The sequence below is a fragment of the Chitinophaga oryzae genome, from assembly GCF_012516375.2.
Classification (GTDB): domain Bacteria; phylum Bacteroidota; class Bacteroidia; order Chitinophagales; family Chitinophagaceae; genus Chitinophaga; species Chitinophaga oryzae.
This window is the reverse complement of record NZ_CP051204.2, coordinates 6,941,822-6,955,884: the sequence shown is the minus strand read 5'-3', so window position 1 is coordinate 6,955,884 and position 14,063 is coordinate 6,941,822. Positions and strand designations below refer to the sequence as shown.

General features: G+C 45.6%; 19 protein-coding genes and 1 tRNA gene. 13 read left to right on the top strand and 7 right to left on the bottom strand.

From position 1 onward, the window contains the following. Nucleotides 1–102 precede the first annotated feature (102 nt). Both HF324_RS27390 and HF324_RS27385 read right to left on the bottom strand, forming a co-directional pair. Entirely contained in the window at nucleotides 103–732 is a 630-nt protein-coding gene (locus HF324_RS27390; RefSeq protein WP_168861355.1) for an HAD family hydrolase, read from the bottom strand. A 32-nt stretch (nucleotides 733–764) separates the two neighbouring features. Continuing rightward, on the bottom strand, nucleotides 765–2,018 hold the full coding sequence (locus tag HF324_RS27385) for a DUF2130 domain-containing protein (RefSeq protein WP_246269303.1): 1,254 nt from the start codon (nucleotides 2,016–2,018) through the stop codon (nucleotides 765–767). 551 nt (nucleotides 2,019–2,569) lie between these two features. Between HF324_RS27385 and HF324_RS27380 the strand changes: the two genes are divergently transcribed. Then, nucleotides 2,570–3,307 (top strand): hypothetical protein, encoded by a 738-nt coding sequence (locus HF324_RS27380; RefSeq protein ID WP_168806226.1) that lies wholly within the window; start codon nucleotides 2,570–2,572, stop codon nucleotides 3,305–3,307. A gap of 164 nt (nucleotides 3,308–3,471) precedes the next feature. Here the strand turns inward: HF324_RS27380 and HF324_RS27375 are convergent, their stop codons facing one another. Genes HF324_RS27375 through HF324_RS27365 form a run of 3 tightly spaced genes read right to left on the bottom strand, consistent with a single transcriptional unit; the run spans nucleotide 3,472 to nucleotide 5,005 of the window. Beyond that, entirely contained in the window at nucleotides 3,472–3,849 is a 378-nt protein-coding gene (locus HF324_RS27375; RefSeq protein WP_168861354.1) for a helix-turn-helix domain-containing protein, read from the bottom strand. Continuing rightward, nucleotides 3,849–4,358 carry a hypothetical protein gene (locus HF324_RS27370; protein ID WP_168861353.1) on the bottom strand — a complete coding sequence of 170 codons (510 nt, stop codon included), beginning with the start codon at nucleotides 4,356–4,358 and terminating at the stop codon, nucleotides 3,849–3,851. Before HF324_RS27370 ends, HF324_RS27375 begins: the two co-directional genes overlap by 1 nt. Nucleotides 4,359–4,369: 11 nt before the next feature. After that, a complete protein-coding gene (locus tag HF324_RS27365) occupies nucleotides 4,370–5,005 on the bottom strand; it encodes a S24 family peptidase (protein WP_168861352.1) in 636 nt (211 codons plus the stop codon). A gap of 137 nt (nucleotides 5,006–5,142) precedes the next feature. Between HF324_RS27365 and HF324_RS27360 the strand changes: the two genes are divergently transcribed. From HF324_RS27360 to HF324_RS27320, 9 genes are all read left to right on the top strand, one after another. Then, nucleotides 5,143–5,388: a hypothetical protein gene (locus HF324_RS27360; RefSeq protein WP_168861351.1), complete on the top strand. Its 246-nt coding sequence runs from the start codon at nucleotides 5,143–5,145 to the stop codon at nucleotides 5,386–5,388. A gap of 251 nt (nucleotides 5,389–5,639) precedes the next feature. Beyond that, nucleotides 5,640–5,783 carry a hypothetical protein gene (locus tag HF324_RS27355; protein ID WP_168861350.1) on the top strand — a complete coding sequence of 48 codons (144 nt, stop codon included), beginning with the start codon at nucleotides 5,640–5,642 and terminating at the stop codon, nucleotides 5,781–5,783. 519 nt (nucleotides 5,784–6,302) lie between these two features. Further along, nucleotides 6,303–6,385: transfer RNA gene (locus tag HF324_RS27350), tRNA-Ser, on the top strand. Between the two features lie 149 nt (nucleotides 6,386–6,534). After that, a complete protein-coding gene (locus HF324_RS27345) occupies nucleotides 6,535–6,822 on the top strand; it encodes a hypothetical protein (protein WP_168861349.1) in 288 nt (95 codons plus the stop codon). A gap of 173 nt (nucleotides 6,823–6,995) precedes the next feature. Further along, nucleotides 6,996–7,487 carry a hypothetical protein gene (locus tag HF324_RS27340; protein ID WP_168861348.1) on the top strand — a complete coding sequence of 164 codons (492 nt, stop codon included), beginning with the start codon at nucleotides 6,996–6,998 and terminating at the stop codon, nucleotides 7,485–7,487. Between the two features lie 3 nt (nucleotides 7,488–7,490). Further along, on the top strand, nucleotides 7,491–8,603 hold the full coding sequence (locus HF324_RS27335) for a PD-(D/E)XK nuclease-like domain-containing protein (RefSeq protein ID WP_168861347.1): 1,113 nt from the start codon (nucleotides 7,491–7,493) through the stop codon (nucleotides 8,601–8,603). A gap of 10 nt (nucleotides 8,604–8,613) precedes the next feature. Further along, a complete protein-coding gene (locus HF324_RS27330) occupies nucleotides 8,614–8,919 on the top strand; it encodes a hypothetical protein (RefSeq protein ID WP_168861346.1) in 306 nt (101 codons plus the stop codon). Continuing rightward, nucleotides 8,897–9,076 carry a hypothetical protein gene (locus tag HF324_RS27325; RefSeq protein WP_168861345.1) on the top strand — a complete coding sequence of 60 codons (180 nt, stop codon included), beginning with the start codon at nucleotides 8,897–8,899 and terminating at the stop codon, nucleotides 9,074–9,076. The genes HF324_RS27330 and HF324_RS27325 overlap by 23 nt, the downstream gene beginning before the upstream one ends. Nucleotides 9,077–9,089: 13 nt before the next feature. After that, complete coding sequence (locus tag HF324_RS27320) at nucleotides 9,090–9,512, top strand: recombination protein NinG (RefSeq protein ID WP_168861344.1); 423 nt, start codon at nucleotides 9,090–9,092, stop codon at nucleotides 9,510–9,512. Here the strand turns inward: HF324_RS27320 and HF324_RS27315 are convergent. After that, nucleotides 9,503–9,748, bottom strand: a complete 246-nt coding sequence (locus HF324_RS27315; RefSeq protein ID WP_168861343.1) for a hypothetical protein — start codon at nucleotides 9,746–9,748, stop codon at nucleotides 9,503–9,505. The genes HF324_RS27320 and HF324_RS27315 overlap by 10 nt on opposite strands. Before the next feature lie 82 nt (nucleotides 9,749–9,830). Beyond that, nucleotides 9,831–10,064 carry a hypothetical protein gene (locus HF324_RS27310; RefSeq protein ID WP_168861342.1) on the bottom strand — a complete coding sequence of 78 codons (234 nt, stop codon included), beginning with the start codon at nucleotides 10,062–10,064 and terminating at the stop codon, nucleotides 9,831–9,833. A 113-nt stretch (nucleotides 10,065–10,177) separates the two neighbouring features. On the opposite strand from HF324_RS27310, the gene HF324_RS27305 reads away from it, so the two are divergent. From HF324_RS27305 to HF324_RS27295, 3 genes are read left to right on the top strand one after another with little or no spacing between them, the layout of a single operon-like run. After that, entirely contained in the window at nucleotides 10,178–10,594 is a 417-nt protein-coding gene (locus HF324_RS27305) for a hypothetical protein (protein WP_168861341.1), read from the top strand. Nucleotides 10,595–10,614: 20 nt separating this feature from the next. Further along, on the top strand, nucleotides 10,615–11,466 hold the full coding sequence (locus tag HF324_RS27300) for a hypothetical protein (protein WP_168861340.1): 852 nt from the start codon (nucleotides 10,615–10,617) through the stop codon (nucleotides 11,464–11,466). Further along, on the top strand, nucleotides 11,384–12,196 hold the full coding sequence (locus tag HF324_RS27295) for a P-loop NTPase family protein (RefSeq protein WP_168861339.1): 813 nt from the start codon (nucleotides 11,384–11,386) through the stop codon (nucleotides 12,194–12,196). Before HF324_RS27300 ends, HF324_RS27295 begins: the two co-directional genes overlap by 83 nt. Nucleotides 12,197–14,063 lie beyond the last annotated feature (1,867 nt).

Genomic DNA, 14,063 nt, shown 5'->3' with positions numbered 1-14,063 from the left:
ACGCTTTGGATAGAAAGAAGTTACAGGAGGTTTATCGGATAATTGTTAAGGTAATCCTAAAATGAAAATTGGGTTAACAAAATGAGCTTTTAACAAAGATGATTAGTTTAATATGTTTTTGGAAACTAATACATCTTTTAACTGTTCCGGATGAACGAAATGGACGCTGTCGATACCCTGCTCTTCCGCGGCTTTTACATTGCGGAGATTGTCATCGATGAACAGGGCGTGTTCAGCATCTACCTGGTAACGGTTGAGGAGGAGCTGATAGAAAGAGGGGAAGGGTTTGCGTTGTCTTTCCCGGCCAGACACCACGATGCCGTCAAACCATTGCAGGAAGGGGAATTCCACCAGGGCGAGCGGAAATGTTTCGTTAGACCAGTTGGTGAGTGCGTATAATCTGTATTTACCACTGTCTTTCAGCTGGCGGAGCAATTGTACTGATCCGGGGATTTCGCCTCCCAGCATTTCTTTCCAGCGGCCGTAGTAAGCGCGGATCTGCGCTTCGTGTGCGGGATAGCTGCTGACCAGCATTTCGGTAGCCTCCTGCAGGCTTCTGCCGGCGTCCTGTTCTTCGTTCCAGTCAGACGTGCAGATGTTCTGCAGAAAGTTGTCGATTTCTGCTTCCGTCGCAAATATTTTGCGGTACAGGTAACGGGGATTCCAGTCGATCAGTACCGATCCCAGGTCAAAAATAATAGTGTCGTACACGTTATTCGTTTGGCTTTTCATAGGTTAATGAGACAATTAGAAAGCGATTGAGTTTAAAGGCTGTCCGGTATTTCGTCGGCGGCGTCTTCCAGTAGTTTGAGATCTACGGAGTCGCTACCGGCAATACCTTCGATAGAGCCTTTGATATGTGCAGCGTTGAGTAATACTTTTTCCAGTTGTTTTTCGCGGGCTTTCCACAGTTTTTCCATGGCGTCGCGTTCGCGTTGTATGGAGAGCTTCATGGACATAAAGCCTTCGCGGATAGCCTTCCATTGCTCTGCGAATTCGGTGCTGGTGAGGTATCCGTAGAGCATATGCATTTTATCCCCTTTATTTTCCTGGGTGCGGATACTGCCGGCGATTTTGATGATGCCGTCGCGCAGTACATAGGCGAGCGATTTAACTTCTGCGAAGGTGCAGATCCAGACGCCTTCTTTTTCACCGAAGCGTTCCATATCACGGGGCATGGCCTGGGTCACGAGGATGGCCACGTCGATGCCCTGGCTGCGCATGTCGGCTTTCAGCTTTTCTATCCAGTCGCGCGTAAATTCTTTGGTCCTTTTGCTTTCGTAGATAATACGGCCGCACTCCTGGCCAAAGGAGTTACGGATCAGCTGTATGCAGTCGGCCCCGCGCACACCTTTGCCCACAGGCGTTACCTCGTCAAACGGGAACGTGCTGCGGAGCATTTCCTCCAGAACAATTTCCTGTATTTCGCCCTGTAACTGGGTAGAACCCTGCTCGGCGCGGCGTTTCATCTCTTCCGCCAGTTTACGCTGGTCTTCCAGTTGTTTTTCCAGTTCGCGCATGCGCAGCTGGTATTCGGTATCTTTCAGTGTATTGCGTTCTGCTTCTTCCTTGCGGATTTTTTCTGCCAGCTCGCCGCGGGCTTCCATCAGCTTCTTCTGCAGGTCCAGTTCCAGCTCCTGCTCTTTATTTTTCAGTTCCTGCTCTTTCCGGAGGAATTCCAGTTCCTGTTTGCGGGCTTCCCGGAGACGGGCTTCCTGCTCCTGGTTGGCTTCCCGGAGGGTGGACAGCTGGTTGTCATAATCGGCTGTGATGGACTTGCGCAGCTCTTCCGCCAGGCTTTCCTGTAACCGCTTTTTTTCTGCCTGCAGCCGTTGGGCCACTTCCTGTTCCTGCTGCTGACGGAGTGTTTCTATCTGCTGGCGTTCCTGCGCCATGCGGTTTTTCTCCGTCTGCAGGCTGTTTTTTTCGGCCTGCAGGGAATCGAGGCGTTTACGCCATTCAGATTCCATTTTCCCCCTCATTTCCTTTTCAATGTCTGCGGCAAATGCATCCTCCATGACAAATTGGTGTCTGCAATTGGGACAGGTAATAGATGTTCCCATAATTTCAGTACAAAAATTACGTAAAGATAGGGTTTAAGCAAGTTCGCCGGAAACGAATAAAAAAAGGAAGGAACATGACTTCCTTCCGCTCAACATAAACGGCACAAACAATAGTAAATAGGTTTAACAATAAGATAGTGCAATTTCCTGTCTGGGGGTTATTGCTAAATTCTTCTTTTATTATTAGCTGAGCGTTAAGGAAGGATGAAGGAATTGTTAAGAAACCGGAGGTAATATTTTTATATTATTTATTATTTATATGCGAATAACGTGCATCAGCGCCCGGTGAACATTGGCTACCTGGTATCAGGGTAAACCCTGAGGAAAAAAGTAAAGTTTTCCCCCATTGACCGGATAAAATGTTACACTTTATTTTGCCGGTGACAGACAGGTCAAATACCACACTGACGGAACGAATAAAAATATATTGTAAGAAATTATTATTAGTAATGTCGGGTGATGCTCCGGCAGTAGTTTTCCGGATGCACCGCCATTAAACCTTTTTTATGCTAAAACCATTTTATTTAATTCCCGTTTTCTGCCTGTTACAACTGAGCAGTTACAGCCAGTACGACCCCGGGGCCACCATGATGCTCGCCCAGAATAACATGCTGTATAACAATACGATTCAGTCGTTCGTGAACCAAAATATCATCAATGACCTGGCTTATTCCAATACCCCAAAAGCAGGCGGGACAAGGCGCTCTAAAGCCACTGCGCCGGCGGATGCAGCGACTTTCCTGATTTCGCCCGGCAGCAGCACTTCTGTTAAGGTAAAACAGTCCATTATCAACCGCCTGAAAAGCAGGAATCCCACTGCCGGTAAAAATCTGGAAAATGCCCTGAACCAATATGATCCTTTTAACGCTTATCTGCGGCTTTTAACATCACTGGGACTGGATGTACATCATAATTACGCGGATGCTTTCACTGCCTACATCTTAGGCATGTGGCGCATTGCCAATGGCATGAGTGGCAATCCGACCTTAACGCAGATCAATGCTGTGCGCAGCCAGGTAAGATCGAACGTCCGTGTTGCCGGTTGGAGCAATCAGCAAAAGCAGGAGGCTGTGGAATATATGATCTACGACCTCATTTTTGCCAACGAGCCCTACGAAAGCTCCCGGAAAGCAAGAGACAAAAAGCAGATGGCGCTGGATGCTGATATGGTCTATCAACGGTTCCTGAAACAGCATAAAATGGACCTGAGAAACATGCGGCTTACCGACAAGGGACTGATATAAGCAGGCTGCAATATTATCCGAAACACGGACGGTTTTGGGCAAAAAAAAACGTCATAATAACACTGTTATTATGACGTTTGGTGCGAAGGAGGAGATTTCACACGTTTGTTCTAAAAAGGGAATTGTAAGTTAATTGTCAATTCTTTACGTATGCGTCAATTTTTTTATTTAGTGCCGGTTTCCCGGGTTTTGTTACCCTTTTTGTTACCCCCTGTTTCCTGCTCTAAATCCAGCCTGGTATTTATTTTTGCCAATTGCTCCTGAATGGCTGCCAGTTTTTTCTCTACTGAAGGGGTGGCAGGTTCGTTTCTCCTGTCACCGGTACCGGTAAGCAACCAGGTTCCAGAGTAATGGTAATGCTTTACCAAATTTGTCAGATGATCAACTGTCGGGTACCGATTCCCTGCTTTTATGTGGGAAAACTGGCTGGATGAAATCCCTACTTTATCCCAGATGTCTGGATGCTCTTTTTTAAGTAGCTCCATTTCCGACACAAACCTGCCGGCAACATCATCTCCGTGCTGTTGCTTTTTGTAGGGCATTATTTTTCAAAATGGATTTTCTGAGGAGAGGTCGACTGAGCGAATTTTATCATTTCGTCGAAGACATCTCTTGTTACATACATTTTTGATGTGAATTTCACGTCTGAAGCTGTTTGCTCGGTTTTAACGTTACCAAATTGAAAGCCCACAGCAGACTTGTAAAGAGCATTTAGTTTTACCTGTTGCCCTTTAACAATGACCCGCATCGTATAGACGAGGTGTTTTACCGGTTTTTCCCCGGTGGTTAGATAAAAGAGATCCGAATCCTTTTTGTCAATGGAGTAGCCAAATGCAAGTAAATCACCGGATATCTTTTTGAATAGACTATCAGCGGGCAGCGTATAGTCGCAAATAATGAACTGATCACCCTTGGAAGGGGTTGGCTCATTCGCACTTAAAGCAACTTTCTTTTTTTTATCAAATAGCCCCCGCGGCTCTTCATCACTGCGATTTTGAGAGTAGGCCTGAAATGCAGAGATACATAAGACTAAAAGCAAAAATCTTTTCATTAGAGTGCTTTTTAATATCCTTTGATTACTCCTTTTACTTTATAAAACTTTTTGATTTTGGCCTTCTCAATCGGCGTTGCAGGCACGTCCTTGTTGCTTGGGACCAATGTCACGTAGTCCGGGTTTTCGTGCGGATGTACGTGCTTGACCGTCTCTTGACCATCTTCTGTTACCACGAGGTATATATCCCCATACACAAATAGGCTGACCTCCTTACAGATTACAAAGTCACCATTACGAATTTCCGGATACATGCTGTCCCCGCTTACACGGGCGCCGAACTTACAATCCCGAAAACCAGGAATCGGCAAGTAGTAAATGGGTTCGCTGGGTTGCTCGTCACGTATCAGAGAAAGTAGACCTCCAGTAACCTCTGTATCATAAATAGGCACGCCACGCCACTGGACCTTCGTTCCATATAATACCGAGGGCTCATTAACTGTTAACGGGTTGTCGTTATTTGAGTCCAGATCCGGAAAATGCTTTCGTAACGATTGCAACGTTTTAAGACTCGGATTCCCGCTCGGATTATTAATTATCGAAGAGAGAGTAGAGTGTGGGATGCCCGTTTTCTTCTTTACGTCTGTTAACGAAAGATCGTTTTTGTCGAAATATGCCTTGATTTTTTTATTCTGACCTTCATACATTTACAAATGATTAAATAAAATATTAACGAATATCCGTTTCAAAACTTGTTTTTAACGAAAAATCGTTATAACATTGCTTTGTAAACGCAAAATTACAACACGCAACAATATGTAACATGCGTGAAAATACGCAAAATATGGAACGTACAAATACTGAATGGGCGACGGCCGAACAAATGACCCAGTTCAAAACTGCCTACAAGCATGTAAACATTACGGCCGTGGCAAAGAAGTACGGCACCACCCGGCATAAGGTATACAAGTTCCTCTCGGGGAAGCTCCAAAAAGTGACTCATGTGGCACCGGTAATGCTTGCTCTTTCCGATGCAGTAGCTGAATATCAGCGCGCATGTAAGACCATTCAGGAAGCAACCCAACAGTAAACATGGACACCGCATCACTCGAAGAGCTTGCAGATATAAAGGCCACCTTATTGGCGCTCCGCAAAATCGCCGACCAAGGATTGCTTATTGTGGAGAAGCTGGAGTTAAAAGCCGCTTCTCCACGGAAGCAACCCAAGACCCGGCAGCCGCGGGTAAAGTATACCACACTTATCCTGTCCGGAAGGAGGGCCACTAAGCAGAATATAAATCGCCCCGCGAGGGGGTAGTCATTCACCCTTCAAAACTCCATCATGGAACTTATCTACACTAACGTAGCTGCCTGGCTGATTGCTGGCGTCATGCTACAGAATGCGTACATCGCCATTGCCGGCGTTCTGTTGAATGCTGTTGCTGGCGGCATTATTTGCCTGAAAAATGCGCAGCCATGGAGATGAGTAGTATGCAACTGCTGCATATCCAGGCAGCCAAAGAATTGTGATCGCTTGCAGGTATGGTAAAACAAATCAAATGGCATACGCAATTAGCAACGCAGGGAAACACTGAGTATCATCTCGCACAGGCGGCAGCTTACCGGGAGGGTGTGAAAGGGTGCCGGGAGAGATACCGGCAGGCAACCAATTCTGTCATCAACGCAACATTGGACTTATGACCAAGATATTATCCCTTTTCATCGTAGCGGCGGGCTTTCTGATGGTGATCATTATACTGGCCTGCGCGGCCCTGATGTTTCCAGCGGCCAGCACTAACGGCTAAAAGTTCTTTTCGCACCATTTGTTCCTGGTGTAGAGGTGCTCTTTAAAGATATTTTAGGTACAGGGACAAAGCTTAGGACTCGACCCGGCAGGTTTCCACCTGCTGGAATTTTTCTGAAATCTTTTTGTATGTCAAAATTATCTGTTCAGCCACCCCGCTGGCTTCGTAGATGGGCCCCGCTGCCTGGGTTATAGCAGCATGGAGAGATGACAGAGCGGTAATGTAGCCCGTTGCTAACCGGTAAACTGTAACAGGTTCCAGGGTTCGATTCCCTGTCTCTCCGCAATATTACCAGCAACATAGAGTATAATAATCAGCCCGGTAAGATGTAAAGGCGGCCGCCGCCGGGCAGTACGGAAAAAGGCTTGTCGGGCAGCTACCCGAGCGCGCCGGCGACTTCCGGCATTCTTTCACAATCAAAACTAACCAAACATGCAATCTGTACAAATTGATGCTACCAAACCGCGGCTCAGCGAGGCGCTCGGTATTTCTGATGAACGGTGGACTATCATTACCACCAGCTGTAACAAGGAGAGGGACCGGATTCTCGCAGAAAATGGCGGCGGCCTTTTAAATGTTGCTCTTTGGCTTCGGGCCTGTATTGCCTTTTGCAATACAGGGGAGGAAGTGATTTTTATGTCCAATTATATCGGATATGCCATTGCGTCGACTACGCAGCCTTTAGGTAGAGTAGTTGCCGGTATACGGTTCGTATCATGAACAGAACGCATGCCTTCATCCAGTTCCTGCGACTGGTTATCGTTTGCCTGATTGCATGGGCTTTATACACCGGTGTTGAGCTTATCCACAACCTGCAATAAAAAGGGGCACCAGCGGTCACTGGCGCCCCATGGCAAAAAGTAAATTTTTCAATTCACTCTCAAAACAAATGTATGGCAAAAACTAACAGAAACAATACCTCCTCCGGAACTCAGCCTGCGGCCGTTGTCGCCATCACCGGCGGCGTTAAGGATGTAGCGGTGGCACAGGTTTCCCCTTTTCCTACTGTTGATATCAACAAAGGTTTCCCGGATCTGGTTACCGCCAGGGCGATGCCGTTCGACCTCATGGCAGACTACTGGACGCCCGAAGAAGAAGGAGAGGAGAAGCGTATTGTTTTCTACTGTCTCAAAACGCGTCCTGTGCAGGACATGAACGATACCACCATAATTATGGATCTGTTGTGTGCTTTCTTCTGGGAAAAGACCGCTGGTGGTATCCGTAGTATCAGCAATGGCAGTAAGCGACTGGTTGGTGCCCTGAAGGAAAATAACGTACAGTCAGGCACGCCGCTGCTGGTCACATATCTAGGTAAGAAGAAGAACAAAAACAATAATTACCAGTCTGATCTCTGGTCTGTTAAACCACTCCTTATTAAAGTCTAAGCCATGGCAGAGTTTTACATGCCGGACCTGGACTCGGCAGAAATAGCAGACCAGGAGCTCAACCGGTTCGCATATGATCTACATGATTATGCAGACCTGCAGGACATTCTCAGTAGTCCTCAATTCAACTCTCCGGAGGTGTACACCATCGACCTGCTGGCGCTGAGTAAAAATGGTATTCTGTTGCGCGACGAGATGCAGAAGTATCTGGATAGCCACCACAATAGCAGTTCTGCGCTGAAGGAGGTATTAAAAACACCTTTCCACTACAAGTTTTATACTGAGATGCGCCAGAAGGCGCCGGATAAAGACCACTTCGAGCTGGGCACGTTTTGCCACATGGCCTTTCTGGAGCCTGAAAGATTTGATAAAGTGATCATTGAGCCGGACCACCCTCTCAATACCACTGAAGGCGTTACCAATATGGTCCGTTGGTACGAAAAGGTGAACCAGTGTGGTAACGCCGACCTGTCCGGGTATAAAATCGCCGACCTACGAGGCTACCTGCAGGAGCTTAAAGCTGCCTGCCCCTACCAGCGCATCAAACGGGAGCATCAGGACATCATCGATATCGTACGGTACAATTATAAAACCTACGGCGGGGGCATTATTCCGCGCCTGTTGAAAGGTGCCGTGGCTGAAGTTAGCCTTTACGGAACTGATCAGGAGACAGGTCTGCCGGTAAAGATCCGCCCGGACTACTTCAATCTGGAGGAGAATATAGGCGCCAACGCTATCATCTCCTTTAAGACCACCTCCGCGCAGAGTCTCGGCAAATTCTTCTACGATTCCGCAAAATACGCCTACGAGATTTCAGAAGGTATGTATCTGCAGGTGGGATCGGAGGTAACGGAACGGAAGTTCACAGCGGTGTTCACCATCATGCTGCAGACAGTTCCTCCCTATCTGGTGGCGGTGTTTTTCTGGGCGCCTGATGATCTGGCCAACGGCAAGTATAAATACCGGACCGCGCTTCTCACAGTCAAAGAGTGTCAGGAAAAACTTTTTTGGCCTGGCTTCGATGCTGCCGCGGAATCCGGCGACTGTGGTATCATTCACATGAAACAGCCTGAGTGGAGCTTCAAGGAGCTGCACCCGGTAGACATTGACGAGTAAAATTATTGCCATGAACAGAAGCATCAAACAGATCAGCGCTATCGGTACCATCACCCAGTTGTGTCTCGAAATTCAGAATAAAGGCATAGGTACGGCTTTCGTGGAGTTTACTGGACATACTGGCACCCTCTTCGGGCGATTCTATGTTCCTCAATGGAAGGGCGGCGCTCAGGCTGAACATACCTTTCAGCTGCAATTTGACGAAAAGCACTACGATCCGCAACCGGTTATCCTGCTGATCACCAATTTGCAGGACGTGGTCATCACCGGTGTGTTCCCGAAAGATTTTAACCATGTCAACGTATCTGCTGGCTGACGCCTTTTCTGCTTTCTATCAGGACAAGGTACGATTACACTACGGGAAGGCCGGCGACCGTGTAAAGATCATATCTGAACACGGCGCCGTCCTGATCGTAGAAGACAAGAATGGTAACCGTTTCCCGGTGGCAGCAGAGAATGTGTCCGGCAGGTAATAATTTTTTCAGTATGGAATTGAGCGAAAAACAGATCAAAAAATACAAAGGGATGTCCGTGCCACAGCTGTTGAAGCTGGCCACGGACCATTTCAATAGGTATATCCGCCAGCGGGATTCAGACGGCAATATCTTCCGGTGTATCTCCTGCGGTAAAATCAAACCTGTTGCTCAGATGGATGCCGGTCACTTTATGGCGGCAAGCCTCTACACTGCGATCCGGTTTGACGAGAATAACGTCCATGGGCAGTGTGTCCACTGCAACCGACATATGGACGGTAACCTATCAACCTACCGTGATAATCTGGTTCGGAAGATCGGACAGGAGGAGGTGGACCGGTTGATGGCCGTCTGCAGGAATACTACAAAGCTGGACCGCGGGTGGTTGATTGAGATTATTTTTAGATTTAAGCCAAATGCAGACGATCAGCCATGAGTGATGTGGTTAAATATTGCGTCAGCAGCGACAGCTAAGTATTCAAAATACTCATTGGTCACACCGCACTGTAGTTTGCCGTCAGTCATTTTATATACAGTGCCGCCAACATATACCGCATAGGCCGGATCTTTAGGATGGATTGTAAAAAACTCATCAACATGTAGGACATCGACTTCTTGTTTGGTATCGGCGAAATCAAATGTTACAGTGAACTGGGAGTCGTTAATTGACATGGTGTTAGGTTTAAGAATTTAAGCTGAGAAATGACTAGTAGGCGCCAACACAAACCCTTGTCTGTTGGCGCCAAATGAAAGATTAATTAAGATGTCCAGCCATTATCTGGAACAGTCCGACTAATGCTTCATGTTGCTTGAAAGACCAGAAAACATGGCCGTCCTTCACGTTTGGGGAGACTTCTTCTGAAAAAATAATCTCCTCTGACTGTTGGCCTGGGATCAGAATTTCAAGTTTTACTGCTTTCTCTGAAAGCTGGTGGATTAACACCTGGTCCCCACTTCTCGTTGTGAAGCTTTTAGGTAATTTATTCATAAAGTAAAAAGTTATAACAATAAGACAACGATCTAAAGCTATGATGGTATACAGATGTTAAATAGTTTTTTCTAAAAAATTTAAGTAAACCGACCCGGAAGGGTGCAAATGACATGAACTTAAAAAAATACGATGCTATCAACACCGTATCCGCGGGCCGTAGCAAAATGACAGTTTCCTTTAACCGTAACGGAGTTATCTCCCTATCTGGATTGGTCGTTGAGATATTGGGGTTGTCGAAGGGCGTTGCGAAGGCTGTACATCTTTATAGAGATGAAGAATCCCCCGGTGACTGGTATGTAGGGGCCGCCTCAGAAAAGGACGGTTTATTGCTTCGGAAAAACGCTGGGCGGGGCGCGATTGGGTACTGTTTTAATTCCACAACTATTGCCCGCATGGTACTGGAAGATCTTGACTGGAGTGAAAAAGGGGCTGCTATCTGCCGTGTCGTTCCGAATCCCGTAGAAGTAGAAGGTATCGGCTGGCTGTTTCCAATTTTAATTTCATCAGCCCGGAAGCCGGAGCTATAGCTGCATTTAAATCTTATAATATGGCGAAAGATCCAACTTTTCCGTTTTATGCGTCCGACTACCTGGTGGATACCATCAGGTGGTCCCGTGGCATGAAGTCCCTTCATGTCGATTTGTTGGCAGAAAGCTGGATTAACGGAGGATTAGAAGACGTTGGCGGTCACCCCCGTGGTTTGGAGGGTGAAGATCTGGAGCTCTGGGGGCGGATAAAACATAAATGGGAAAAAAGGGTTGGGTTTTGGGTTAATGCAAAGTTGGAGGAAACCCGCACGAAGCGTGAACGTTTCCGCGCTAAGCAAACAGAATCCGGGAAAAAGGGTGGTCGGCCGAAAAAAGCCGCTGTGGCTAATTTAGAAGGAAATGATGAAGCTAACCCTTTTTTTGAAGAAAACCCAGAAGAAACCCAACCCTTTTTATTTCAAAACCCAAATGAAAGCCTTTTAGAAAAGGAAAATGAAAATGAAAAAGAAATTGAAAAAAAGGAAGGGGTTGTAGGGGAAACCGTACCGACGCGGTACCTGATTCCGGAAATGCTGGCGGCGTGGAAGAAGCACTCTCCCGATTACCCGGAAGATCGGCAGAAGGATTTCGAAGCTTTAAGGGCTTTGGCGGAATTCCTGTGTAATCGCCTTGAGATGCCGTATAATCCTCGCGATGGGGATGTGGTGGTAGGGGTGCTTGCTGAGTGGGAAAAGATGGCGGAATTCGCCTGTAAACACGATTTTTTCAAAAACTACAGTTTGCAGCAGGTGAAAACGCATTCACAGAACATTTTTCAATCGTTGCGCAATGGAAGAAAAACGAACCAACAGAACCTCCAGCCTGGAGGACTTGTTATACCAGCGGGTCCCCGCGAATACGGAAAGCTTTGAGCTTACTCCGGAAGAACGAGAGGCTGCGATCCGGGATGCGCAGCGCCGCAAGGAGGATCGAATAAAGTACGAGCAGGATAAGGAACGGCGTCGCCTATGGGAGACTGAGTTGCTCCGCCCATGGACCCCGACTGAGATGATGATGTTCGTGGAGTGGAAGGCCGCTCAGCGGGGATTGAATCTGGTGAAAGATGCCGACAATCACGCAGTGCTGAAAGCTCTTTGCCATTACTTCACCCGTTCGGAGAAGTTCTGTACTGCAGGTGAGGGGTTTTCCCTTCAAAAGGGCATCATGCTGTGTGGTCCGGTTGGCACTGGCAAAACCACAGTTATGGAATTGTTCCAGGCAAATCAGTATCAGTCATACCGTATTTTCGCCTGCCGGGATATCGCAAACAGTTTTAAGGAGGAAGGCGAGGGGGCCTTACAAATTTTTTCGCGTCCATTTACCACTCCTGCCCACCCTTCGACGTTTTATCAAAACACCCTTGGCGTTTGCCTGGATGACGTCGGTACTGAAGGGTTAAAACACAATTTTGGGGACCAAGTAAACGTTGTAGCGGATGTGGTCCTGAACCGATATGGTAAAAAGATCCCATTTAATCTTACCCATATCACAACGAATCTAACTGTTGAAGAGATCACGCAATGTTACAGCGAGAGGGTGCGGAGCAGAATGAGAGAGATGTTTAATATGCTCGTATTAAATGGTACGGATAGACGAAAATAACAAATAATTTGCCCTTAAGTATCGATAGTTTAATTTATTCCTCAATGTAAATAGTTGATATTGAGTTTATATAGCAAAGAATACAAGATGTTGATCGTTTGTGAAAAAAAATGAATAATTTGATCTTCCGAGTTTCAGCTTATTATCCATCGCCTTTAAACCTTAGATCGTATTCTTATTCGTCTTTCTATGTGATTATGTATTGATTATTCCTTATGTTTATTCATTTCATTATACATCTGCTTCTAAGATGTAATTTAAGCCTATTAAAAAGAAAAGAAGGACAGCCTGTCATGCTGCCCTTCTTGATAGTGGCCTATCCCAATATTGCCTTAGCGGGTCAAAAGGAGCTTAATAAGCTCCTGTAGTATTGGGGCCAGTGCTGCCACGATGGCTGCTATCCCCAAGAGGAGATAGTAAATGAACGGTATTCTACGCCTGTTCATAAAACCGAGTTTTAGATTGTTAATAAAAACTCTTTAGGCCCGCTTCAGCCATCGGAAGCGGGTCTTTTTAATAAATTCAAGATCTCTTTTTATAGGGATATGAGATAACTGGCCTGTATGGTTAGTACTGGCAATTGTAGGTTTCTCGGAGGAATGGTCGATGAAGTGATAGGCTGGGTACAAAGTACTGCCTTACAAAAACGATCGCAATACAAACACAGTTGTAAAGCGTTTGTTAATGGTTGTTTTTTGTCATATGAAAACTATCGCTGACACGTTTTTCTGACGCCCACTTATATGTAATACGTGGTAGTTGGGCCCGGGTTGTATCTAAAAATATTTTTTTGTTTTGTTTTTACGTTTTATATGTTATCGATTTAGCATGGTGAAAGATGGGCACTGCTGATACACTGGCAACCTACCATCTAAAGATGACAATCAAAAAAAATCTTCTGGCCTAGCAATCAAGAATTTTATTGACATTGTTGTTTTATTCATGTTGCCACCTTCTTTTTTTGATGTTTATGTCCATCTTCCAATAATATTAACGCAGAACAAAAGCTTTGGTAGAAGGTAGAGTGATAAATTCTTTAACATTTGTAAACAATGCTATTTGTTTTTACAAACTGTTAACGATTTGAATAAACGCGGGTGAAAATTTTGTTGCAGATCATACTGGCCGTTTATCCGTTGTGTGGCCGTCATTGGTAAATGAATTCATCAAGTTGCTATCATATGTGATTAATATTTCATTCATCTTTGCGTGTATACGAATATTTAAATTCGTTATACTAAAATAGTTCTTGGTTAAAAGCTCAAAAGTGTGTTACTTTGAATTCTGGAATTCGGAGAAAAAGGAAGCCAGGCTGCTGCTAACAACCTGGCCTCTGATTAAAGTCTTTCCGATAATACTAAGATTATTGGTTTAAGACTAGCAACAACACTTAGAACTTCTAATACAAGTTTTAAGACTTTAAGGAATACCTTTTTTCGGGATCCTTTGGAGATGTTGCCTCTCCTTTTTCTTGATAAACGATACTTCACATTGTCCATCTTAAAATGATGGGCCCTTCTTGGAATCCGGATCACATAGTGGCCCGGATTTTTAATTTCTTCACGTGTCTGCTTACAAAGATATAGGCATTCTTTTGTGCAAAACAAATTTCTAATGTTTTGCGGATAGATCATTTTATTCACTCGTTCGTTTATGAAAAATAGCTATATGTTCTCGCCTGATAAATCATAAACGCACCAGCTAAAATAACGACCGTCTGATGCCTCTACACAAAGGTCGGAAAGTATTTTTTATGAATTTTAAAAGTTGTCTACACTTTTTGCGCAAAACACTGTGGATAACCGCATATACAATGCGCACTAACCCCGTAGCTTCTGTCAGCCAAACCTATTTGTCATGTACCAAA

Coding starts and splice junctions, on each gene's coding strand:
- HF324_RS27380 (WP_168806226.1), top strand. CDS start 2,570: ATGCTAAAACCATTTTATTTAATTCCCGTTTTCTGCCTGTTACAACTG.
- HF324_RS27375 (WP_168861354.1), bottom strand. CDS start 3,849: ATGCCCTACAAAAAGCAACAGCACGGAGATGATGTTGCCGGCAGGTTT.
- HF324_RS27305 (WP_168861341.1), top strand. CDS start 10,178: ATGAACTTAAAAAAATACGATGCTATCAACACCGTATCCGCGGGCCGT.
- HF324_RS27360 (WP_168861351.1), top strand. CDS start 5,143: ATGGAACGTACAAATACTGAATGGGCGACGGCCGAACAAATGACCCAG.
- HF324_RS27385 (WP_246269303.1), bottom strand. CDS start 2,018: ATGGAGGATGCATTTGCCGCAGACATTGAAAAGGAAATGAGGGGGAAA.
- HF324_RS27340 (WP_168861348.1), top strand. CDS start 6,996: ATGGCAAAAACTAACAGAAACAATACCTCCTCCGGAACTCAGCCTGCG.
- HF324_RS27325 (WP_168861345.1), top strand. CDS start 8,897: ATGTCAACGTATCTGCTGGCTGACGCCTTTTCTGCTTTCTATCAGGAC.
- HF324_RS27355 (WP_168861350.1), top strand. CDS start 5,640: ATGGAACTTATCTACACTAACGTAGCTGCCTGGCTGATTGCTGGCGTC.
- HF324_RS27365 (WP_168861352.1), bottom strand. CDS start 5,005: ATGTATGAAGGTCAGAATAAAAAAATCAAGGCATATTTCGACAAAAAC.
- HF324_RS27330 (WP_168861346.1), top strand. CDS start 8,614: ATGAACAGAAGCATCAAACAGATCAGCGCTATCGGTACCATCACCCAG.
- HF324_RS27295 (WP_168861339.1), top strand. CDS start 11,384: ATGGAAGAAAAACGAACCAACAGAACCTCCAGCCTGGAGGACTTGTTA.
- HF324_RS27345 (WP_168861349.1), top strand. CDS start 6,535: ATGCAATCTGTACAAATTGATGCTACCAAACCGCGGCTCAGCGAGGCG.
- HF324_RS27315 (WP_168861343.1), bottom strand. CDS start 9,748: ATGTCAATTAACGACTCCCAGTTCACTGTAACATTTGATTTCGCCGAT.
- HF324_RS27320 (WP_168861344.1), top strand. CDS start 9,090: ATGGAATTGAGCGAAAAACAGATCAAAAAATACAAAGGGATGTCCGTG.
- HF324_RS27310 (WP_168861342.1), bottom strand. CDS start 10,064: ATGAATAAATTACCTAAAAGCTTCACAACGAGAAGTGGGGACCAGGTG.
- HF324_RS27300 (WP_168861340.1), top strand. CDS start 10,615: ATGGCGAAAGATCCAACTTTTCCGTTTTATGCGTCCGACTACCTGGTG.
- HF324_RS27335 (WP_168861347.1), top strand. CDS start 7,491: ATGGCAGAGTTTTACATGCCGGACCTGGACTCGGCAGAAATAGCAGAC.
- HF324_RS27390 (WP_168861355.1), bottom strand. CDS start 732: ATGAAAAGCCAAACGAATAACGTGTACGACACTATTATTTTTGACCTG.
- HF324_RS27370 (WP_168861353.1), bottom strand. CDS start 4,358: ATGAAAAGATTTTTGCTTTTAGTCTTATGTATCTCTGCATTTCAGGCC.